Genomic DNA, 21,716 nt, shown 5'->3' on the forward strand with positions numbered 1-21,716 from the left:
AAGACGTCCAAGGTTAGCAGCCGCGAGCGCGCCGTCCGGCCGGCCTCGCTGCGGTTACGGCGAATCTTCCTCGGTCGAGCTGGCGTTGACGGCGAGCGCCGCACGCCGCCTTAGGAATTGGCGGAAGTAATCGGTTCGGTCCGGTTGCAGGATGCCGCCCAGGATGAGCATCCAGCATTTCTCCAGGTCGAGCAGGAATCTTTCCGGTTCGTCCAGATTGCTGGTCTTCCGAAGCCCCATATGCAGGGACACCATCAGGCGGCCGACGTCGTGGGGATCGCAGCTGTCGCCGATGTCACCCTCGTCGATGGCCTGCTGGACGACGCCCGACAGGGCTTCCACCCATCCGCTCAGCAACGTGTCCTGCAGGCCCTCCGGCTGCCCGACCGACTCGATCAAATTCAGGCCGGCCCTGACCAGATCCGTCTTGATGTCTTGAACGGCGATCAGGTACGAGAAGTCGATGAGGGTTTCCAGGCCCGAAAGCCCCCTCGTCAACAGGTCTTCGACCGCTACGGTGGCCGCCGCGATCTGCTTGTCGATGAGCTCCACCGCCAGGGCGTGTTTCGACTTGAAGTGGAAATACATCGCGCCCTTGGTCAGCTGAGCCTCGGCCAGGATGTCGTCGAGACCGACGTCGTGATACGGCCGGCGCGCGAACTGATGCGACGCGGCCCGCAGAATCTGTCGCCGCGTCGCGTCGGCGCGTCCATCGGTCGAGTGGGTCGTCATCGGGATGCCAGCTCAGTTCTCGTCGGCCGCGAAGACGCGACCCTCATGTGAAGGCGGGAACCCGGCAGGAATGCCGGGGCCTCCCACGTCGGCCGGGCAACGCGAGCGTCCTCGTCGGGGGTTGCGACCCTGACCTGGTCGATCGCCATCAGGTTGATGAGCAGGGCATACACCTCGGTTCTTCGGCGGTCTGAAGCAAACCGACCGGCCACCCCCGGGCAGTACTTGGGCCGCTTCTGAGGTTAGCAGCCGCAAGCGCCCGGCTTGACGGTCCCGTAAATACCTGTAGTGCGGATCACAGCACCTTTACAAACTATTAGTATGCTTTATACGCTATTATCAGTTTGTCAGTTTGTAGCCTGGAACGCCCCAAACCCACGGTTCAGGCAGTTGAGCAGCCAATACGCCCGGTCCCGGGCCACCTGCAGGTTGTGAGGAGAACTAGATGCCGGTCGTGACCACGAGGCCACGTGCGCGGGCAGCGGCACCAGGTGGACCACCAGGGAAAGGACTAAGTGCCTTCGCCGCCGTAGGCGAAATACTCTTCGCTAGCGGTATGGTCCTATTTCATACTTTGAGTATGTTTAGTTGCGGATTGCCGGTGCTGCAGTACGGTGCGCCCACCGCCGAGGCCGGTCTTCCTCCGTCCGGAGTCAGCGGGGCTTCGCGCGCGGCGAGCGGGCCCGCCGATAAGGGCAGGGCCTGAAGTGATCGATTTCGGCGCGTTTCCCCCGGAGTTCAACTCCGCGCGGATGTATGCCGGTCCCGGTCCCGTCTCGCTGGTGGCCGCCGCGGTGGCCTGGGACGGTCTGGCCGCCGAATTGCATTCCGCGGCAAGCTGTTACCGGTCGGTGATCGCGGGATTGACGACCGGGCGCTGGATGGGGCCCTCGTCGTTGACCATGGCGTCCGCCTTCGCTCCCTACATGGCGTGGACCGCCGGCGCGGCCGCGCGGGCCGCCGAGGCGGCCGGTCAGGCCAGGCTCGCTATCGAAATCTACGAAGCCGCCTTCGCGATGACCGTTCCTCCCCCCGCCGTCACCGCTAACCGGGTCCAGCTCGCGACGCTGATCGCCACCAACTTCTTCGGCCAGAATTCCGCGGCGATCGCGGCCACCGAGGCCGAATACGGCGAGATGTGGGCGCAGGACGCCGCCGCCATGTACGCCTACGCCGCGGGTTCGGCTGCCGCGTGCGAGGTCACCCCGTTCAGCCCGCCGCCCGATGTCACCAGCCCGGTGGGGCTGGCCGGCCAGAGCAGCGCCCTCGCCCAGGCCGAAACGTTGACGGCGACCCACACGTCGCTCTCGAACGTGGTGTCCTCGGTGCCCAACGCCCTGCACGGGCTTTCGTCGCCGCTGATCGCCAGCACCCTCAGCGACGCCGGTGCCGGCACCGCGAGCACCGTGACCAACTCGGCCAGTTCGTCGCTGATGTCGAGCCTCGTATCCAGCCTCCCCAGCTCCATTCCCACCTACTTCATGGCCGCAGCGACCCCGCTGTACGGGATGTCCTCCATCCTCGGCATGGCCCAGACCGGGCAGGGCTTGGCGAACGGCGCGATGGCTGCCGCCAACGCCGCGGGCGCTGCCGCCTCGGGGGCCGCGAGCGCGGCCGCGGGTGCGGCGAGCGCGGGCGCGGGGGCGCTCGGCTCGCTCGGATCCGGCGTGATCGGCAGCCTGGGCAGCGCGGCCTCGCTGGGCCCGCTGGCGGTGCCGGCCAGTTGGACCAGCATCATCCCGGCGGCGCACAGTGCCGCTTCCGCTTTGCCGACCATCAGTCTCGCCGGTGCCAATACCCCGCCCAGCATCATGGGGTCGCTGCCGCGTCTGGCCGCCGCGTCGGGCAAGAACCTTGGGCCCCGGTATGGGGTCATCCCGACCGTGATGACACGCCCGCCGTCCGGTGGATACGCATAGGCCAGCACATGAACCGACCAAGCACTCGTTACGGAAGGAGCGGTGAGTGAAGTACACGCCCACCCAGATCGCCGGCGTGACGATCATCGACCTCGAACCGCAACGTGACCACCGCGGCTTCTCCTCCCGTTCCTTCTGCGCCGACGAATTCGCCAGCCGCGGGCTGACTTTCGACGTCACCCAGACGAATATCTTCTTCAACTACACCCGTGGCACCGTGCGGGGTCTGCACCACCGAGTGCCGCCGTACGCCCAAACCCAACTGGTCCGCTGCACCCGCGGCGCGATCGCCGCCGTTGCGGTAGACATCCGCCCCGGGTCGCAGACCTACGGCGACCACGTGATGGTCGAGTTGAGCGCCGACAACTACCGGACGCTGTTCCTGCCGCCGTTTGTCGCGCACGGCTTCCAAACCCTCATCGACGACACCGAGGTCAGCTACCACGTCAGCGGTGAGCGGGCGCCGTCCGACGAGCAGGGATTCCACTGGAACGACCCGGAATTCGGGATTGTGTGGCCGCTGCCGGTCACGGTCATTTCCGAGCGAGACGCCAGTTGGCCATCGCGAACGCCGACCTTCACGCCAATCGAGAGGGCAGCGTCATGTCTAAGCCGTTGATGACCCGGGAATTGGTGGACGTCGTGCCCGCGGAACCGGGGCCACACAAGCGGAGACCCGCCGGCATGATGCCGTTGGCTCGCCCCCAAACCAGCGCTTTACCGGTCACCGCCGCTTCGGCGCCCTCCCCCGCGGGGAATGCCGTCCGGCGCTGGCAGCACCAGTATTCGCAGCATCTGCGCATCAGTGACACCGTGATCGTGTGCGTGTCGGTGTTGCTCGCGCAGTACGTCCGATTCGGCGAAATCGCCAACACCTCGGGTTATTCGGACGTCGTGATGACGATGTTGTCATTGCTGTTCGCGGCGCTGTGGCTGTCATCGCTGGCGGTATTCCAAACGCGCTCACCGCGAGTCATCGGTGCCGGCATCGACGAGTACCGGCGGATCGGCAGCGCGTCATTCTGGACGTTCGGAATCATCGCGATGGTGACCTTGCTCGCCAAGGTCGACCTGGCCCGCGGTTATCTCGCCATCGCGCTTCCCGTCGGAACCATGGGCTTGCTGGGGAGTCGCAGCCTGTGGCGCAAGCACATCCGCCAGATGCGCGCGGACGGCCAATGCCAGACGACGGTCCTGGCGATCGGGGACCGCCAGGCGGTTTCCCACCTTGCCCACGAACTGACGCGCAACCCGCTGGACGGCTACGTCGTAGTCGGTGTCTGCATTCCCGGCTATGGGAGACCGCGGGGCAATACCCTCACCCTCGGCGGCCGCGTGGTGCCGATTCTCGGTGACGTCACCGACGCGGTGGCCGCGATCCGGCACTGCGGCGCGGACACCGTGGCGGTCACCCAGACGGATCACTTTGGGATGCATGGGATCCGGGAGCTGATGTGGCAGTTGGAGACGATGGACGTCGACGTCGTGGTGTCGCCCGGGGTGATGGACGTGGCGGAGACGCGGTTGACCCTTCGGCCCACCGCCGGTATGCCGTTGCTGCATGTCGAGAAGCCGCAATACGAGGGGACGCAACGCTTTCAGAAGCAGGTCTTCGATTTCCTCTTCTCGCTGGCGGCCCTCATCGGGACGGCGCCCATTCTCATCGCGGCGGCTATCGCCGTCAAGCTCACCAGCAAGGGTCCGGTGTTCTACCAATCCGAACGGATCGGCATCGACGGCAAGCCGTTCAGAATGCTCAAGTTCCGGACCATGATCGACGGTGCTGACACACAGATCGAGCACCTCTTGGCGCTGAACGAAGGCGCCGGCGGCATGCTGTTCAAGATGCGCCAGGATCCGCGGGTCACTCCAGTCGGCAGGATTCTGCGCAGGTTCAGCATCGACGAGCTGCCGCAGTTCATCAACGTGCTCAAAGGCGAGATGAGCGTCGTCGGCCCACGCCCACCGTTGCGGCGCGAAGTCGAGAACTACGACGGTGACGTCAAGCGGCGGCTGCTGGTGAAGCCGGGCGTCAGCGGGTTGTGGCAAGTGAGCGGCCGATCCGACCTGTCCTGGGAAGAGTCGGTGCGGTTGGACCTGTCCTATGTCGACAACTGGTCGATGTCGGGTGATCTCATGATCATCGCCAAGACGATTAAGGCCGTTCTCACCAGTCACGGCGCATACTAGGGAGTCATGACTGAGCCGACGACCCCTGGTGCGGTCGTCCCATCGGTGCCGCTCTCGCGGATGGCTCACGCGTTCTCGATTCAACTGATCTGCCGGGCACTGGGGATGCTGGCCTCGGTGGTCTCGGTGGCGATGACGGCGCGCTATCTGGGTCCCGGCCGCTACGGCCAACTCTCCATCGCGGTGCTCTTCATCGCCGTGTGGACCAGCATGGCCGATCTCGGTATCGCGACCGTGATCGTGCGCCGCGTGACCTCCGGCCAGGGTGACCTCGAGCGTCTGGTGCGCGTCAACAGCGGCATGGCCCTGATCTATTGTGTTCCGCTGGCGTTGTTGGCGGCCGGGTCGGGCTTGCTCATCTATCACGACGCCGACATCCGAGTGATGCTCGTCGTGCTGTCCGGGGCGCTGCTGATGCAGACCATGACGACACGGTTCGAGCCGGTGTTCTTGGCCACCGTCCGGTTCTCCGCGGTGGCCATCTCCGACGTCGCCGGGCGCCTGGCCGCGCTGGCCATGGTCGCCTGCTTGGTCGCGGCGCGGGCGGACGTCATCTGGTTCGCTGTCGTGCAACTGATTCCGCCCGCCCTGCAATTGGTGATCCAGGGCACCGCGGCGATGCGGCACATTTCGGTGCGCCCGGTCTTCGCGCCGCGAGAGGCCGCGGATCTGTTGCGGGAAAGCCTGCCGTTGATGGGGTTTCTGGTCGTCGGCCTGCTGTACTGCCGCGCCGACGGGGTAATCCTGTCCCTGCTGAGCACCCACTCCGAGGTCGGCGTGTACGGGCTGGCCTTCACGATCGCGTTCAACACCATCGTGGTGTCGCTGGTCTTCTTGAAGTCGACGCTGTCGACGGCCACCGAGCTGTTCGCGCGTGACGTCGCCGCGTTCGCCGCCTTCCTGCGTCGCAGCGTGGAGCTGATGTACTTCGTGGCGGTCCCCGTCGCGGTTGTCGGCGCGCTGTTGGCCGGACCGCTGATCGGACTGTTCGGCGACAAGGCTTTCGTCGCCCGCGGGACGCCGACGCTGGCGTTGCTGTTCGTCGCGGCGGCCCTGCGATTCGTCAGCGGCACGCTGGGCCAGGGTTTGGTCGCCAGCCACCACCAGCGGGTCTTGCTCTGGCTGACGGTCGCCACCCTCGTGCTCAACGTCGCGCTCAACGTCGCGCTCGCCGGGCGGTTCGGCGCCGTCGGCCCCGGCATCGCGCTGGTGTGCACGGAGTTCTTCAACCTGGTGGTCAGCAGCTGGTGGCTGCACCGGCACTGCGGTTTCCGTACGCCCGTGATGTTCTTGCTGCGAGTGCTGATACCGACGGGAGCCAGCGTCGCGGCGGCGCTGTTGCTCCGGGGTCACCACGTGGTTCTCGTCCTCGCGGTCGCCGCCGTTGTCTACCTGGCCACCAGCGCGGCGGCCGGCCCGCTGCGCTGGTCGGACCTGGCCTCCTTGCGCCGAAATCAGCTGGCGGCATGAAGCCCGAATTGGACCGGCAATATCTGAAGAGTCCGGTCGGCGACGCGGCCGCGCTGCCGCCCATCCGGTCGATCGCCGTGCTGATCGTGGCCGGTTGCGGCCACCATGCGCTCGAGAGGTGCCTCGCCGCCGTCGCCGAGCAGCTGCCCGGGTCGCCGGTCTATGTCTACGAGCCCGGCGACTGTAAGGAACTGACGGCCCGACACCCGCGCGTTCACTGGGTGTCGGGCGCGGCGAAAGTTGGCTTCGCCGAGGCCTTCAACACCCTGGTGGAGCGCGCCCCGAGCGACGCGGATCTGCTGCTGCTCGACGCCAGAGTCCGCCTGCTGGGACCGTTGACCCGCACCCGCGAATTGCTGCGCCAGCCTCGGGTGGCCGCGGTTTCACCGATGGCGCGCGACGACACCGCACCGGGCTGGAGGCCGTGGGACATCGCAACGCGGCGCCGAACCCTGGCTCGCGAGCTGGTCGCGGGCAGGCTGCGCGGCGCACCGATTTCATGCCGCTATGCCCGCCAACCGGCCGAATCACAAGGCGTGGACGGGGAATTGGGTGCCATCTGCCTGGCGATCAACCGCGCGGCGTGGAACACCGTCGGCGGTTTCGACGAAGAGTTTCTCGGGGCCGAAGCGGCGGCGGACTGGCAGGCCCGGGCCCGCGCGGCGGGCTGGCGGATGCTGCTGGCCGATGAGATCGGCGTCGACCGTGCCGGTCTCGGCGACGAGGAGGGCACTACCGCCGAGCGCCGCCGCGAGCGAGATCTGGCGCGAGCCGATACCGCGCTGCTGCTCGAGCATCAGCGCAGCGTGCACCACGCCGACGCGTATCTGGCCGGTACCACCCTGCTGCGGTCGCGGCGGACCATTCACTGCGGCCGCCGCAAGGACCTGCCCGCGATCGTGATCACCACCAATCGCCTGGTCTACGGCGGCGCCGAAAGGCAAAAGGCGTTGCTGGCAACGGAGTTGGTTCGCCGGGGCTATTCGGTCACGATCGTCTGCGTGCAACGGTTCGGCCCGATGATCTCCGAGATTCCGGACACCGTGCGCGTGGTGCGCCAGCCGTGGTGGGCGCCCGCCGTCGATATCCCTGAAGGCCCGGCGGTGCTGATCACCGCCGACACCAACACGGAGGCGGGATTCGCCTCACTGTGGCGTGCGGGCGCTCGCGGCCGGCGGTGGTTGGTGGCTCCGCATGTCCCTCCCGAGCAGGACCGGCCCATCTACTCGCGGCCGCTGACCGCCGCCATGCGCCGCGCCGACGGTTTCATCGTGTTGGCCCAACGGCATTGGGACATGCTGGTCGCCCAGCATCGGTTATGGGGACGGCGCTTCGTTGCGCCAAACGGCGTCGCCCTCGCCGGTGACCCGGCGCCCCGGGTCCGCACGGCCGGTGAGCCGCTGCACTTGGTCATGCTCTCGCGCATCGTCGAGCACAAGAACCCGCACCTGCTGATCGGGGCGCTCGGCGAGCTGCCCGATTTGCCTTGGCGGCTCTCGGTTTTCGGTGACGGCCCAGATCGCGAGAGGTTGGAGGCGCTTACCCCGGCCGGCTTGCGCGATCGGGTGCAGTGGCGGGGATGGTCCGCCGGGCCCGGGCCCGCGCTGGCGGATGCGGACCTGCTGTGCGTCCCGAGCCGGTCCGAGGCGTTTCCGCTGGTGATTCTCGAGGCGATGGCCCGCGCGGTTCCCGTTGCGGCGTCGGCGATTTGCGCCGTGCCGGAAATGCTCGATTTCGGCAGGGCGGGATTCCTGGTCGAGCCCGTGTCGGTGGCGGGATGGCGGAACAGCCTCGCCCGAATCCTGGCGGACCCGGACGCATTGCCGTCGGTCGGGCGACGAGGCTTCGAACGGATGCGCAAGCACTACACCGTCGAGGCGATGACCGACGCCTACCTCGACGCGATCAATGCGGTGCTGTGAATGCGTGCTGGAGGCAATGACTCTCGCGCAAGGCCCTACCGCTCGTATCGGAGGATCTTGGCCACCGTGCGGCGGGACGTCTTGTGCTGTCCGAACCCGCTGTACAGGAAATACCTCGGCTCCACGTAAAGCTGCTCGATGTCCGTCGGCACATCGGCGAAGGACTCGGACAGGGCGGTATCGATGAAGAACGCGTCGGAACCGGAGTGGGAGTTGCAGCAGACCAGGCGGTAGTCGAAGCGGGCGAACAGCTCGGCATAACTGCTCAGCGACGCCCCGAAATAGTCGTCGGACTGCCACACGTGCTCGGGGTCGTAGGCGATCTGAAACTTCACCGGCGGGGGGAACTTCCCGTTGTATTCGACGATGAAGAGTTTGGGACGGATGCCATTGGCCAAGACCTTCTCGACCAGGTAGATGTCGTTGCCGTCCAAGTCGAGGGAGACCACGTCGACCTCGGTGGCGTCGATCCTCTGCAGGCAGGACCGGGCCAGCGCAACGATATTGTCCGCCGTTATCCACGCCTTCTCGTAGGCGAACCGCGGGTGGCCCTCGACGGCCACGGCCAACTCCTGTCCCCCGACCCAGAAGCCCTTCCAACCGAGGGCCGCAAGGATCAGGGTGTTGTTCTCCGTCCCGTCGCCGACGCCGAACTCCGCGAAGACACCGCTGTCGAGCCGGCCGATGCGGCGCAGGATCTCGAGCGTTATTCCGTCCTCGTCGGTCGCCGAAAAACACTTTTTGCCGGCGCGGTTGAGCGGGTTGGGATGGTTCGCCTTCAGCGACTGGGAATGATCGAAAAGGATCAGATCCTTGAGCTGGTCCCGCGTTTCACTGCCGAGAATGCGCCGGACCTTCTGCCGGAGCTTCTCTTTCGGCGGCGGTGTAGCGCTTCTGGCCATTGGAGACCAAAGCTATCACGGCCCCGCGCGACTATTCCCGGCATTCGGTGAATAGCGGTGCTGCACAACGCACGTCCGCGCCGAAATTCGGCCCCGATTTGCTTGCCGATAGCGTTGCAGGTGCCGTAGGTTCTCCATTGTCCCGGTGTTTGCTCAAGGCGCGGGTCATGCTCGGGAGGGTTTGAATAGGCGTGTTGTGCCGCATCTGCAATTCGAGCACCAGTCTGGCGTTCACGCATCAGATCCTCGCCAAATACGACTGCAAGTACTACTTCTGCGGCAACTGCGGCGGCCTGCAGACCGAAGAGCCGCATTGGCTGGACGAAGCCTATGCCAGCCCCATCGCGGCGGCGGACACCACCATGCTGTGGCGCAATCAGTATCTTGCACGGGCGATGTCGGTGCTGCTGTACTTCTTCTTCGATCGCCGCGGCCGGTTTCTCGACGCGGCCGGGGGCTACGGCGTTTTCACCCGGCTGATGCGGGACATCGGCTTCGACTATTACTGGACCGACAAGCACTCCCCCAACCTGACCGCGCAAGGCTTCGAGGCGGACGCGGGTCCGGGCCCGCCGTACACGGTGGTCACCGCCTTCGAGGTGATGGAGCATCTCGCCGACCCGGTCGGATTCGTCGCCGAATTGCTGGAGACCACGGGCACCGACTCCATCGTGTTTACGACCGAACTCTTCGACGGCCGGCCCCCGCCCCCGGAGGACTGGATGTACTACGCGTTTGCCACCGGCCAGCACATCACCTTCTATCAGAAATCGACGTTGGCCCTCATTGGAGAGCAATTCGGCATGCAGTTCCACACCTCCAAAACGCGGTGGTGGCAGCTCGGGGGCATGGGTCTGCACATTTGGACCCGGGCGAAAATCAATCCGCTGGCCTGGCGGCTGCTGGCCTCGCCCCGCATCACCGGCCTCCTCGAGGGCCTGCCGCGACGCGCGCTTCAGACCCGGATGTGGACCGACGCCGACGTCTTCCTGAAGGCCGCCGACGAGCAATGAAATCGCCCCGGGTGCTTTGGCTTTCGCCGTGGACACGACCGGCGGTGCGCGTGCAGGCCGAGGGGCTGCTGCGGCGCGGAGCCGACGTGTTGCTGGTGACCTCCGACCGGCACCCCGAGTCGGACGCCGCCCGTGAGTACGAGCTCGTGCTCGATCCGCGGTTCAAAACCGCCGCGACTTGGCTCCCGACCTTCAAGGCGTGGCGCCGGATCCGTGAGTTTCGACCCGACGTCGTGATCGCCGAGATCGTCCGCGATCCGCGCTGGATCGCGTTGGCCGGGCGGGTTCCCCGCATCCAGGTGGTGCATGACGACCGGCCGCACGACCCCGGCGAACGGGTCCCGTCCTACGAACGCGCGGTGTTCGACCGGTGGGGCGCCCGCTCGGCGGCCACCATTACCTACAGCGAGTACGTCGCGACGGCCGTCGCCGCGCGCCGCGACGTCGCCGGCACGCCCGTGTATGTTGTGCCGCTCGCCAGTGATATTGACCCGCACCGCGTTCCACCATTCGTGGCGCCCGAGGGACGCCGGGATTTCGTCATGTTCGGCCGGCTCAACCCGTACAAGAACGTCGACGTCGTGCTCGAGGCGTGGCAGCGCCATATCGGCGGCGGCGGCTGGCGCGGTGACAACCTGGTGCTCATCGGCGACGGGCCCTTGGACCCCGCCGCCCTGCCCAAACACACGCGCTGGCGCAACGGCAGCTACCGCTACGCCGACGTCATCCCGGTCCTGGCCGCCGCGAAAGGTTCGGTCTCGCATTACCGGCGCGCGTCGCAAAGCGGCGTGCAGGTGCTCTCCATGCAGCTGGGGGTGATGCCGATCGTGTCAACGTCCGGTGGCCTGCCCGAGTACCAGCCGCCCGGCTGTCCCCCGATCGGTGTCGACGATGTCGCCGGGCTCGCCGCCGCCTTCGACCTGCTGGCCGACCCGTCGGTCGCGGCGCAGCGCGGCGCCGAGGCGACGCGCTACTACGCGCAGCATTGCGACGTCGACATCGTCGCGGAGCGCTTTTTGGATGTCATCGCCCGGGTGCTGGCCAGTCGGCGCTGACTTACTACGCCATCCTGGGATCTGAACGCTCGCAGGCCATTCGAGCCTTCTTAAGGCGATCGGCGAGCCGGACACCCAGCGCAATGCCCACCAGCGTCGGGTTGGCCTGGCTCGACGTCGGCAGGACCGACGTGCTCGCCACGTACAGCCCGCGCACGCCGTGAACCTGTAGGTCTGGGTCGACGACGCCGCCATCGGGCGTGTGCGACATGCGCGTCGTTCCGGCCTGGTGGTAGCCGGCGTGCCCGGCCAAGAACTCGCGCACCGTGCCCTCGACATCGTCGGTCAGCCACTCCACGCGTCCGGCGCCGTGGCGACGTAGGTGTTCATCGATCGCGGCGATGGCCCTGCGCACGCTTAGGTAGTCGTCGTCGGAGAAGTGGATATGAGTGCGGATCCTGCGCATGCCGAGGGCGTCGCGGTCGTCGGCAAGCTCGACGCGGCTTTCCCAGTGCGGAAGATGCTCGCCGTGGTAGTGCAGCAGATATCGATTGTCCGCGCTCTTCACGAAAAAGCCCGGCGCCTTGCGGCCCCTGCGGAAGAAGCGGGCATAGGAGAACGTGATCGCAAACCGGATCGACGGGAACAGGTCCCGCACGACGTTGCGCAGGTGCGCGAGTATCCGCGGCGGACCGTCGGTTTGGGTGTGCTTCGCACGAATGGCCTCCGCGAGCAGGAAGCGGCCGATCGGGGAGATCAGGGTGAGATAGACGCCGGACAGGATTCCGCTTCCATGCCCGGGATCGCTGATCGGCGGATTGACCAGCCACACAGCGGCATTCGGCAACGCGGCGTCGCGCTGCAGGCCGGGATCGAGGGTGAAGCGCCGGCGCACGTACACCCCGTCGCCGTCCCGCTCGTAGGCGTAGCTGACCTGATCGGTGGCGAATTGCACGCGCGCGACCCGGCCTTCGACGTGCGACATGTACCAGCGGCCCAGGTGGCCGCCCGCGTTTCCCAGGCCCGCCGGGTGATGGCGGTCCGAGGCGAGCAGCAGGCGGGTCGCCTCCAAGCCGCCGGTCGCGATGACGTAGTCCGCGGCGACCACGCTCCCCTGCCGGCCGTCGAGCGTCTTGACCACGAGGTGGTCAACGGAAGCACCGGCCGGTGTCGTCACGATCTCGGTGCAGGTAAGGCCGGTCCACACGATCAGGGAAGTCGCGTCGCGCAGCGCCGCCCGGTACTCGTGGCCGAAACGCGTTGGTAGTGCCCAGCGCTCGAGATCGGTTGTGCGCACGTCGCCGTCGGGCAGCCCGGCGATCAGGTCGCGGTGCGCAAGCTCCGGAACCTCCCGCGCGTTGAATGCCGCCCGACCACACGCCGCCCAATCACAGGCACGCTGCAGGTAGGGCTCGACGTCGTCGTATCGGATCGGCCAAGGCGCCTGCGCGGTGAGCGGGCGGTCCTCGAAGTCGATGGGGTCGAACTTGACGCAGCGACCACCCCAGAGCGCCGTTGTCCCGCCAACCTGCCGGCGGATCATCAGCTCACTGCGCGCATGGAGATCGTCGTCCTGCCGGGAATCCAGGGCCGACAGCTCTTGGGCCGCTTCGTCTTTGCGTTCCAGGCCGCTCTCGATCAACGCCGCCTGGACGCCGGATCGCGCGAGTTCCAGCGCCGTCGCAATGCCGATCGCGCCGGCCCCGACGACCACGACGTCGGTCCGGATCGTCGTGTTCGGGGCGAACTCTCGGGGTCCACGGATCACGCGGCAGCACCCCCGGGCATCTCCGCCACCAGAGCGAGGAACCGCGCCAGGGTCTCCGGGTCCGGCGGCGCCGAGACCGCGCCGGCCGCTTCGGCGACCCGGAGCGGGTTGGTGGTGCTGTAAAGGATTGCGCGGCAACCTGTTGCGATGGCCGAGGAGCTGAGGATCAGCTTGGGCAGCGCCCCGGGAGCGAGCGGATCGAGGTGGAGGGTCTGGCGCCAGCGCCGCGCCAACTCCGCGTCGGCCCGCAAAGCGTTCGAGAGCACCGCGTACGAACGTTGCAACACGCCGAATGCGAGATCCGCTGGGCGCGGCGGGGGATGGAACAGGTCGGCGCGCACCTGGCTCACCCCTTCCGGCGCGAAGGAGGCGGCGAAATCCGTGTCGAGCCCCTCGTCCTGTGAGACACCCCAGGCGCGTATCTTGCCTTGCTGGCGAGCGCGTTCGAAGAATTCGCGAAGTTCGCCGCCGGCCACGGTGTCCCCCGGCCGCGGGCCGTGAAGGAACAGGATGTCCACGTAGTCGACGCCCAGCGCCGCGAGACTCTCGTCGAGGCTGCGGGCCGCGGTGGCCGCGTTGTACAGGCGGGCGGTTTCGGGTGCCGCCTGCTGCCGCTTGACGGCGCGCCGCAGCGCCGGGGCCTTGCGCAGCAGCGCCCGCGCCGGAGCCTGAAACCGGCCGAAGCGCCTGGCCATTCCCCCGACGTCGATGCCGAATTTGGTTGCGACGGTGACGGTGTCGCGCGGGACCGTCCGCAGGAACGCCCCAAGCTCGGCCTCCGCCCTGCCCAGGCCGTACATCCGTGCGGTGTCGAAGTGCGTGATGCCGCTGTGCACCGCGGCACCCAGCACGGCCATCCGTTCCCGGCGGGACGGCGACTGCATCAGACCGCCGCATCCGAAGCCCACCGCGCTCACTCTCAGCTGCGGCCCGTCGAGCTCAACTTGCTCCAACACCGCAACCCTCGTAAATCCGGCGCAGCTCCGCGTCGATGATCCGCGGGCTCCGTGTCGCGGCGATGTGTTCCTGACCGCGACGCCCGTCACGCTCGGCCAGCTCCGGGTCGCGCAGGTACCGGCCGATCGCCGCCGCCAACGCGGACGCGTCACCGGCGGGGACGAGCATGCCCGGGTCCGAGGCGATCTCGGGTGTGCCGCCGACCGGGGTCGCCACGAATGGCCGCCCGCCGGCGAGGGCCTCGGTCAGGATCATCGGCATTGCCTCGGCGAACGAAGGCAGCGTCACCACGCGGACCGAGCGGAGTAGCTCGCGGACCCGATCCGGATGTACCGGGGGCTCGACGCTGAGGCGCTCCGTTGGCGGCGGCGTGTAGTCGTCGACGACACCGACTATGCGGCAACGCCCTTCGACGCCCTCGGCCAGCAGCAGCCGCCAGGCCGAGACCAGCGTGTCGACGCCCTTGCGGCGACCGATGGTGCCGGCGAAAAGCACGACGGGCGGTGTCGAGCCGGCCCCGGGCGCGTCTCGATCGATGACGACCGGGTTGGCCACGATCGACACCGGCACCCCGGGTGCAACCCGTTTCGCGGCGGCACGCGCTTCCTCCGACAAGACGATGAGATGGTCCGCCTTCGTCAGCGTCGACCCCACGAAATGGGGGTGCGACCGGGAGAATTGCGGAAAGTCGGAGCCGTGGATGGTCACGACGACCCGGAAGCCTCGCGCCCGCGCGAGGCGGATCAGCGGCCCTTCGCGCAGCCAGGCGCCGCCGTTCGACATGTGGAAGTGCACGACGCTCCCGCGCGGCGCCCTAGCCAGCGCGGCCCCCGCACGCGCGGTGAGCCACAGATTTTTGGCGTGGTGGCGCCCGTTCCACGTCGACAGGACGCGAATTTCGTCGGCACCGATCCTGTTGTCGCGGATGACTCGTATCACGGACTGCGTGCCGCCGAAGCTGTATATGTCGGGCCCGACGTGAGTGACCGCAATCATTTTCCGCCGGCAGCGGCCAGCGCCGGCGCCGGGTCGGCGTCCGCCTGGTCCGCTTCGGAGTTCCTGTGCCGTAGGCCGGCGAATCCCATGGCCGTTCCGAGTGCCAGCCCCAAAGCCAGTGCGTCCATGGGCATTTCGGGTAGTGGCCAGACCGCGGATATCGCGAGCAGACCGGCGCAGACCGCGGCGCTGATCTTCGCCGGCATCGTCGCGCAGCGCAGCGCCCGGACGATCGGTGTCAACGCGATCCACGCGAACGCCGCCATGCCCACGGCCCCGGCCTTGGCCAGCCACCATTGGTAGAAGAGGTGGGAGTAGGTGGGACCCAGCGTCCAGGCGAAGGCCTTCGGATCGTTGCCGGACGGCAGCTGGTAGGCGTAACCCAGGCCGTGGCCGAACACCGGCGCCTGGGCGATTGCGGCGTTGAGCCGCGCGACTTCCCGCAGCCGGTCCAGTGTCGATTCGTCGGTGGCGAGCGCACTGGCCGAAACCCCGCCGAACACTCGCTGATTGAACGCGGTGAACTGGTCGCTGAGCCATGACCCCGCCTCCGACTGCTGCAGCAGGAACAGCGACCCCGGCAATATCAGCGCGGCCACGCCCGCGCTGACAGCGGCCACGGCGGACGTCCGCCGCAGGGCCCGCCAGCCGAAATTGGCGAAGAAGGCGACGGTCGCACCCACCGCCACGGCGATCAGCGTGTTCCGCGAGAAGGCCAGCAGCGAGATGATCAGCGCGGGCGGGCCGAAGGCGAGGTACGTCATCGGCCGGACGCGACCGATGATCGACGCGGCGACCAGCGCGGTGAGCGCGGCGGTGGCCGGCGTCTGGGTGGATAGGACGATGCGGAGGGCTTGACCTGCGCCCGTCGCGCCCTCCAGGCTTTCGGCCCGGCCGGCCAGTCGGATGGCATGCAACGAACTGAAGATCGCCATCGCCGCCGAGAACCACAGCGTCACGACCATCACGCGCATGCAGAACTTCAGGTAGCCGCCGTACACGATCAACAGCGCCAGCACGAACCCGATGACCATCTCGATCAAAGTCGTCGATTCGTGTAGCACCATCGTGGCGTCATGTCCCATCTGAAACCCGACCACGGTGAAGTACACGACCGTCAGCACGAACATCCCCGGCAGCAGGAAATCCTTGAACCGCGGTCTGACGATCGGCATGAGGTAGCCGATCGCCAGCACCGCGGCCACCTGGTACGCATAGATCGCCGCGGGCCCGATCACTTTGCCGATGTGCAATCCTTCCGGCAGCGCCGCGAACGCCAGGAACAGCGTCACCCCCGCCAGCGCCTCGCGCTTCACCCAGTAGACGACCAGGCAGAACGTTGCCGCGATGAGCAACACTCCCTCGGTGGTTCGGCGCACCGAGAGCACGCCAAAGACGAAGCAGCCGAACAGGAATACCGTCAGCAGGACGCCGTCTACTGCCAGGCGGGGGCGACCGGGCAGGTAGGGAATCACGCCGGCCCGCCGACCTTCGTCCGATAGGTCTTGGCCGCGGCCCTGATGTGCAGCGACGGACGGGCGTCGGTCAGCACGGTGCCGACCACCTGTGCACCGGCCGAGCGCAAGGCCCTCAGCGCGTCGTTGAGCTCGTCGACGGTGGTCCGGCGCGCCCGCACCACCAGCACCGTGGCCGACACGGCGCCCGCCAGCAGGCCGCTGTCCGGGGTCGCCAGCACCGGCGGCCCGTCGACCACGATCCGGTCGAAGCGTGACGACAAGTCCAGCATCACCCTGTCGATCACCTCCGGCAGAAACGCGCTGCAGGGCGGGGTCTCGCGGCGGGCAGACCGGGACGCAAGGATGAACAGCTTGGCGATCGGCGTCGGCTTCACGGCTTCCGCGGCGATCTCGGGGCTGGCCAGCGCGTTGGCCAGCCCTTCCCCCGACTCGACCCGCAGCAGACCGGCGATCACGTGCCGGCGCGTATCGCCCTCGACAAGCAGGACGTCCTCGCCGATCTCGGCGAGGGCCAGCGACAGGTTCAGTGCCGTGGTCGTGGTCCCCTCCCCACCGAACGGCGCCGCCACCAGCACTCGGCGGGCGTCGGAGCCCATCGCCCTGAGCAGCCGGGCGCGCAAGCCCCGTACGGCGTCATCGAGGGCGGAGTCGACGCCGAACCGCGGGGTGTTCCCGCGCCTGCCGGGTAGCTCGGCCAAAGTCGGCAGTCCCGAAAGCTGTTCCAGCTTCTCCCGGGATCGCACGGTGCGGTCGCTGGCCTCGCGGGCCACCGCAACCGCGATGGCCAGCAGTATTCCGGCGACAAATCCCATCGCCATGTTGCGCACCGGCACCGGCGTCACGGGGTGGTCGGGCACCCGCGGCGCCTCCACCACCCGCGCTCTGGCCACCGGCATGGGCTTGGCCGCCGGTTGGCCGGGCGCTTCCGACGGCGGGGCCGCGGGTGGATTCGGCTCGCCGACGTCGGGCCGCGAACCGGGCGTCACCGGAACGGGCCGGCCGTTCGGACCCGTGGTCGCGCCGAGCGTGGGCACCAGCGCGGCGAACTGATCGGCCATCGCTCCCGCTAGGGCCGCGGCGCGGTTCGGGTCGGTGTCCTTGACGGTGATCGTGAAAAGCTGGGACTTGGCGGTGTATTTCACCTGGGTTTGGGTCACCAGGGCGTCCGCGCTGATCGGGGCTTGCAGCTGGTTGACCGCGCGCTCGGCCACCGTCCGGCCGCCCGCGATCTGCGCGTAGGACGACAACCGTTCCTGCGCGGTCAGCGTGCCGTTGTACAACTCGGTGAGGTCGGTGGCACCGGGAAAGGAAATGAGGATGGTGGCCGTCGACTGGTAATGCTTCGTCTGCAATGCCGTGACCGCCGCGGCGCCGATCGTGCACGCCAGCAATGCCCCCAAGGCGAGTTTCCAATGCGTGAGGAGAGTCCGGACAAAGGTGCGGAAATCCATCCACTAACCTCTCTGGGGCGACGCCATGCCAATAGCGTCGAATTGATTTGCCTTACACCCGCCGCGCAAAGCCCAGTGCACATTATGCAGCACTCGCCACGCAGCATCGTCCTAATCGCAATGCGTTCTCGCCCCACGCTTGGAGGCATTTGCTGGCGCCCACGATCATTGGCGCGGGGCGGAAGTCAGCGCCTCGCGCGGGATGTCGAGGGTTGCGAGCGGATACCCCCCGGATTCGTCGCGTCCGGAGCGTGCCAGCAGCATGGGCGGATAGTTCACCACGTGCGACGCGTCCGGCTTGTGCTGTTGCCAATCCACGGATGCGCGCAGCGTGTAGTGCCCGGGCGCCAACCCCGCCAAGTCGACGGTCACCGATTCGGTGAACGACGCCGGGACAGGTTGATTACCCGAGTTCTCCCCTGAGGGGACCAGTTTGGGCAAGGCCACGGTGGTCGGCAGCGTGCGGACCACCGCGCCGGAGAAATCCACCAACCGGTAGCTGGGCACCCATTTCTCGACCGCCGCGGCGCTGCCGTAGTTGGTCCAAACCACCGATATGGTCGCCACCCGGCCGCGGAACGATTCCGAACCGGGCCGCGCTTCCACGGAGTACCGATAGCCGGCCGACACGTTGGCTTGTGCCCACAGCAGGTACAACGCCGGGTCCATCGGGGTGTTCGAATCCACGGCCGGGAAGTTGAAACTCGACGTCATCGACACGTGGTACTTCACCACGTCGCGCAGGGCCTTTTCGTAGTAGGACTGCGCAGTGGTCCCATCGGGCAGCTGGCACCATTCGGTGATCACCAATGCCGAGGCCAACCGGTCTTTCAGCTGGCCGACGACCGGATCTTTCGTGTGCACGTAGTACGAGCCATCCGACTCCGCCCACACCGGCAACGGCGCGTACACGCCGAGGCAATCCGAGCGGATGCCCACCGGCGCGGACACCTTCTTGGTGACATCGTCGGCGAGCAGCTCGCGAACGATCTCGGGATTCAGCGCGGTGGTCACCAATCGGGTATGGCGGAACGCGTTCACGTTCGCCGCGACCAGCTGTGCGATGGCCGCTTTGGTGATGCTTTGATCGCGAAACTGGCTGTAGTAACCGAGCTTTGCGATGCTCTCTTCCGGGGAGGGACCCGGTGCCCCCAGCGTGTCGCGCAGATAGGCGACGTGGTTCTCGCTGAAGTCCCCGTAACCGGAGAACTCGAACACGCTGAGGCGCTCATCGCCGTCGTAGCGGCGACCGAGCGCGGCGAGCAGCTGCCCGAAGGCGTTCAGGTACGCGGGGTCGTTCCAGTTCGGCACCACGTGCGCCACCCCGGGTGTCCACCAGTATCGTTGCGGCCCCGTGTAGCTGGTGGACGCGGAGCGCATCCAGTCCGGGATGGCGATGTTCGTGTTGTTCGCATAGGTGGCGTCGCAACAGGAGTTGTAGGCGAACACGCGAAGCGTGAGCCGCATGTTCCTGCTCGCGAGCTTCGCCAGCGCATCGTCGATCACGCTGAAGTCGAACTTGCGATCGTCGGGCGCGTCGGCGGGCAGCGTGTTCGGGTCGGTGGGCTGCAGCTGCCGCCAAGAGACGCGCAAGCTGCCGTCGTACGACGCCGGCCACGCCGGATACCGCTGCTGCGCGGAATTGCCTTGCGGGAAAAGCGGCATCATCAGGTCTTCGTACTGCCCGCGCAGCGGATTCGGTACCTCCTGAACGCTGAGCGGGATGGCGGGACTGATCACGGCAGACAGTGGATCGGGGTCGCTGCGGCCACCGCAGCCGCTCAGCACGAGCGCCGAGCACGCGACGATCACCGCCGCGCAGTTCCTCAGTTTTCCGACCATCGGTGCGATGCTAGATGGCGCTCGTCGGCAACGCCTTGAGGTCGGCCAAAAAGGGCATCGGCAGCCACCGCGCGGCCAGCAGCGCTTCCATCTCATCGCCGGGGACGGGGCGCGACAACAGAAAACCCTGCGCCCGGCGACACCCGTGCTGCATCAAAATCATTGCCGCGTCCGGTGTTTCAACTCCCTCGGCCACCACTTCCAGGCCAAACGCCTCGGCCAGCCCGATGATCGCGCGAACGATCGCCAAATCACCGGCGTTGTTGCCCAGATCGCGCACGAATCCGGTGTCGATCTTGAGCATGTCGACCGGCAGGGATTTCAGGTGCGACAACACCGCATAACCGGTGCCGAAGTCGTCGATGGCCAGCTGGACCCCGACTTCCTTGAGCTCCGCCAGGGTTTTTCGAGTGGTATCGATGTCGTGGACCACGGCGCGCTCGGTGATCTCCAGACAAATCGAGCCGGCTTCGATGCCGAACTCCTCGATGGTGTCGGCGACGTCGCGCACGAACCCGCGGCTGATGAGCTGGATGGGCGACACGTTGATCCGCATGACGGCTTCCCGCCCGACACCGTTGGCCTGCCAGCGACTGAACTCGGCGCATGCGCTGCGCAGCACCCAGCGGCCCAACTCCATCGCCAGGTTGGTCGATTCGGCGATCCCGATGAACGAATCCGGCAGCAGCAGCCCCCAAATCGGGTGCCGCCACCGCACCAGCGCCTCCGCGCCCACGATGGCGCCCGTCGACAGGTCCACCTCCGGCAGGTAGTGCAGCAGCAACGCCTCGCTGCCGATGTCGCCCTGCAGATGCAGCTCGATGTCGTTGCGGAACGCGCGTTTGAGGGACATGTCGTCGGTGGACACCGCAATCTGGTTACCGCCACCGCGTTTCGCCGTCAGCACCGCCTCGTCGGCCCGGCGGAGCAGGTCGGTGCAGTTGTCCAGCCCCGGAGCACCCACCGCCAGCCCGATGCTGACCGTCCGGCTGATCACGTGGCCGCCGACGGCCAGGCGCTCGCACAGCATCGCCGAGAGGCGACGGGCGAACGACTCCGCGGCTTCCGGTGTCATCGGCTGGTCGGGCACGACGACGAACTCGTCCCCGCCCAACCGGGCGATCGTGCTGTTGGGAGCGCAGATCCGGATGCGTTGCGCGAAGACCCGGATGAACCAGTCACCGGCGGTGTGCCCGAGGTAGTCGTTGATCGGCTTGAGCCGGTCGAGGTCGAGGTACAGCACTGCCACGGGCCCCGGGTTTCCCGCCAACAGCCGTTCGGTCAGGTGCGCGACCAGGGCACGACGGTTGTAAAGGCCGGTCAGATCGTCGTGCTCGGCGAGATAGCGGAGCTTTTCTTCGGCCGCGATGCGCGCTTGCACCTGTGCGAACAGCGCGGCGACGGCCTCGAGCGTGTTGATCTCATCTTGCTCCCACTTGCGGGCGCCGAACTTGACGAAGCCGAGCAAGCCAGTGGTGGTCTCACCCGAGACCAGTGGTGCGGCGGCCACCGAGGGCGAGGCGGCCACTTTGGCGCTGCCCGGCCGGCGCCGAAAATAGCGTTTCGACTGCGCCGGCCGGATCACCACCGGTTTGCGGCCGTGCCCGCACTGCGCGAGGACCGACTCCGCGATGTCCAGCTGGGCGAAGGTCGTCGGATCCGGATCCGCGGCGTCCGTCCTGGGTGGCCACTCGGCGACCAGCGCCGAGGCCCGGGTCTGCGGGTCGTGGTGACGCAGGAAGCTGGCGTCCACGTCGAACTGCTCGACGAGTTGCGCGAGCACCTTCTGGCTGACGAGGGTGGCCGTGGCTGCCGTGGCTTCCATCAGCTGCGTGGCGACGGAGGTGACGACCAGGTCCAGGCTGCGCGGCACGGTCTCCTCCGATACGGGCATGCATCCCAGCCGGGCGGGGGACGGTCTCGGGGCGGATCCCGTGTTTACGCGGACCCGGGCAGCAGGTCACGATCGGTTTCAGTCAGCAAAACGTATCACGCAGTACCCGCGGCATCCGGGCTAACGAGCAACTTCCCGCGGCGCTGGTTGACGGTCACAAAGGCGGTCCTCGCGGGGCCGCTGCGCG

At 67.4% G+C, this 21,716-nt stretch carries 16 protein-coding genes; 7 read left to right on the top strand and 9 right to left on the bottom strand.

Going from position 1 to position 21,716, the window contains the following annotated elements; genetic code table 11:
- Window positions 1–54 precede the first annotated feature (54 nt).
- Window positions 55–732: a TetR/AcrR family transcriptional regulator gene (locus A5756_RS21770; RefSeq protein WP_066957370.1), complete on the bottom strand. Its 678-nt coding sequence runs from the start codon at window positions 730–732 to the stop codon at window positions 55–57.
- Between the two features lie 707 nt (window positions 733–1,439).
- Here A5756_RS21770 and A5756_RS21775 point away from each other — a divergent pair.
- Genes A5756_RS21775 through A5756_RS21795 form a run of 5 tightly spaced genes read left to right on the top strand, consistent with a single transcriptional unit; the run spans window position 1,440 to window position 8,233 of the window.
- Window positions 1,440–2,651 (top strand): PPE family protein, encoded by a 1,212-nt coding sequence (locus A5756_RS21775; RefSeq protein WP_066957372.1) that lies wholly within the window; start codon window positions 1,440–1,442, stop codon window positions 2,649–2,651.
- A gap of 46 nt (window positions 2,652–2,697) precedes the next feature.
- Window positions 2,698–3,270: a dTDP-4-dehydrorhamnose 3,5-epimerase family protein gene (locus A5756_RS21780; RefSeq protein ID WP_066957783.1), complete on the top strand. Its 573-nt coding sequence runs from the start codon at window positions 2,698–2,700 to the stop codon at window positions 3,268–3,270.
- A complete protein-coding gene (locus tag A5756_RS21785; RefSeq protein ID WP_066957781.1) occupies window positions 3,255–4,841 on the top strand; it encodes a sugar transferase in 1,587 nt (528 codons plus the stop codon). Before A5756_RS21780 ends, A5756_RS21785 begins: the two co-directional genes overlap by 16 nt.
- A gap of 6 nt (window positions 4,842–4,847) precedes the next feature.
- On the top strand, window positions 4,848–6,311 hold the full coding sequence (locus tag A5756_RS21790; protein ID WP_066957374.1) for an oligosaccharide flippase family protein: 1,464 nt from the start codon (window positions 4,848–4,850) through the stop codon (window positions 6,309–6,311).
- Complete coding sequence (locus A5756_RS21795) at window positions 6,308–8,233, top strand: glycosyltransferase (RefSeq protein WP_066957376.1); 1,926 nt, start codon at window positions 6,308–6,310, stop codon at window positions 8,231–8,233. The genes A5756_RS21790 and A5756_RS21795 overlap by 4 nt, the downstream gene beginning before the upstream one ends.
- 35 nt (window positions 8,234–8,268) lie before the next feature.
- Here the strand turns inward: A5756_RS21795 and A5756_RS21800 are convergent, their stop codons facing one another.
- Entirely contained in the window at window positions 8,269–9,135 is an 867-nt protein-coding gene (locus A5756_RS21800) for a hypothetical protein (RefSeq protein ID WP_066957379.1), read from the bottom strand.
- 191 nt (window positions 9,136–9,326) lie between these two features.
- Between A5756_RS21800 and A5756_RS21805 the strand changes: the two genes are divergently transcribed.
- Complete coding sequence (locus A5756_RS21805) at window positions 9,327–10,148, top strand: class I SAM-dependent methyltransferase (protein WP_066957380.1); 822 nt, start codon at window positions 9,327–9,329, stop codon at window positions 10,146–10,148.
- Window positions 10,149–10,159: 11 nt separating this feature from the next.
- Window positions 10,160–11,203, top strand: a complete 1,044-nt coding sequence (locus A5756_RS21810) for a glycosyltransferase family 4 protein (RefSeq protein WP_197505816.1) — start codon at window positions 10,160–10,162, stop codon at window positions 11,201–11,203.
- A gap of 4 nt (window positions 11,204–11,207) precedes the next feature.
- Here A5756_RS21810 and A5756_RS21815 read toward each other — a convergent pair whose 3' ends face one another.
- The 7 genes from A5756_RS21815 to A5756_RS21845 form a co-directional block, all read right to left on the bottom strand.
- Window positions 11,208–12,911, bottom strand: coding sequence for an FAD-dependent oxidoreductase (locus tag A5756_RS21815; protein ID WP_066957384.1), 1,704 nt, complete (start codon window positions 12,909–12,911; stop codon window positions 11,208–11,210).
- Window positions 12,908–13,834 carry an aldo/keto reductase gene (locus A5756_RS21820; RefSeq protein WP_066957785.1) on the bottom strand — a complete coding sequence of 309 codons (927 nt, stop codon included), beginning with the start codon at window positions 13,832–13,834 and terminating at the stop codon, window positions 12,908–12,910. The genes A5756_RS21815 and A5756_RS21820 overlap by 4 nt, the downstream gene beginning before the upstream one ends.
- Window positions 13,835–13,850: 16 nt before the next feature.
- Window positions 13,851–14,864: a glycosyltransferase family 4 protein gene (locus A5756_RS21825; RefSeq protein WP_066957386.1), complete on the bottom strand. Its 1,014-nt coding sequence runs from the start codon at window positions 14,862–14,864 to the stop codon at window positions 13,851–13,853.
- Window positions 14,861–16,339, bottom strand: coding sequence for an O-antigen ligase family protein (locus tag A5756_RS21830; protein WP_066957387.1), 1,479 nt, complete (start codon window positions 16,337–16,339; stop codon window positions 14,861–14,863). The genes A5756_RS21825 and A5756_RS21830 overlap by 4 nt, the downstream gene beginning before the upstream one ends.
- Window positions 16,336–17,793: a polysaccharide biosynthesis tyrosine autokinase gene (locus tag A5756_RS21835; protein WP_066957388.1), complete on the bottom strand. Its 1,458-nt coding sequence runs from the start codon at window positions 17,791–17,793 to the stop codon at window positions 16,336–16,338. The genes A5756_RS21830 and A5756_RS21835 overlap by 4 nt, the downstream gene beginning before the upstream one ends.
- A 165-nt stretch (window positions 17,794–17,958) precedes the next feature.
- Complete coding sequence (locus A5756_RS21840; RefSeq protein ID WP_066957389.1) at window positions 17,959–19,635, bottom strand: hypothetical protein; 1,677 nt, start codon at window positions 19,633–19,635, stop codon at window positions 17,959–17,961.
- 10 nt (window positions 19,636–19,645) lie between these two features.
- Window positions 19,646–21,508: a bifunctional diguanylate cyclase/phosphodiesterase gene (locus tag A5756_RS21845; protein WP_066957787.1), complete on the bottom strand. Its 1,863-nt coding sequence runs from the start codon at window positions 21,506–21,508 to the stop codon at window positions 19,646–19,648.
- Window positions 21,509–21,716 lie beyond the last annotated feature (208 nt).

Origin of the sequence: Mycobacterium sp. 852002-53434_SCH5985345 (assembly GCF_001667155.1) — a bacterium.
Classification (GTDB): domain Bacteria; phylum Actinomycetota; class Actinomycetes; order Mycobacteriales; family Mycobacteriaceae; genus Mycobacterium.

Excerpts from the sequence above, each read along its gene's own strand:
- A5756_RS21770 (WP_066957370.1), bottom strand. The coding sequence starts at position 732 with ATGACGACCCACTCGACCGATGGACGCGCCGACGCGACGCGGCGACAG.
- A5756_RS21785 (WP_066957781.1), top strand. The coding sequence starts at position 3,255 with ATGTCTAAGCCGTTGATGACCCGGGAATTGGTGGACGTCGTGCCCGCG.
- A5756_RS21790 (WP_066957374.1), top strand. The coding sequence starts at position 4,848 with ATGACTGAGCCGACGACCCCTGGTGCGGTCGTCCCATCGGTGCCGCTC.
- A5756_RS21795 (WP_066957376.1), top strand. The coding sequence starts at position 6,308 with ATGAAGCCCGAATTGGACCGGCAATATCTGAAGAGTCCGGTCGGCGAC.
- A5756_RS21800 (WP_066957379.1), bottom strand. The coding sequence starts at position 9,135 with ATGGCCAGAAGCGCTACACCGCCGCCGAAAGAGAAGCTCCGGCAGAAG.
- A5756_RS21825 (WP_066957386.1), bottom strand. The coding sequence starts at position 14,864 with ATGATTGCGGTCACTCACGTCGGGCCCGACATATACAGCTTCGGCGGC.
- A5756_RS21835 (WP_066957388.1), bottom strand. The coding sequence starts at position 17,793 with ATGGATTTCCGCACCTTTGTCCGGACTCTCCTCACGCATTGGAAACTC.
- A5756_RS21840 (WP_066957389.1), bottom strand. The coding sequence starts at position 19,635 with ATGGTCGGAAAACTGAGGAACTGCGCGGCGGTGATCGTCGCGTGCTCG.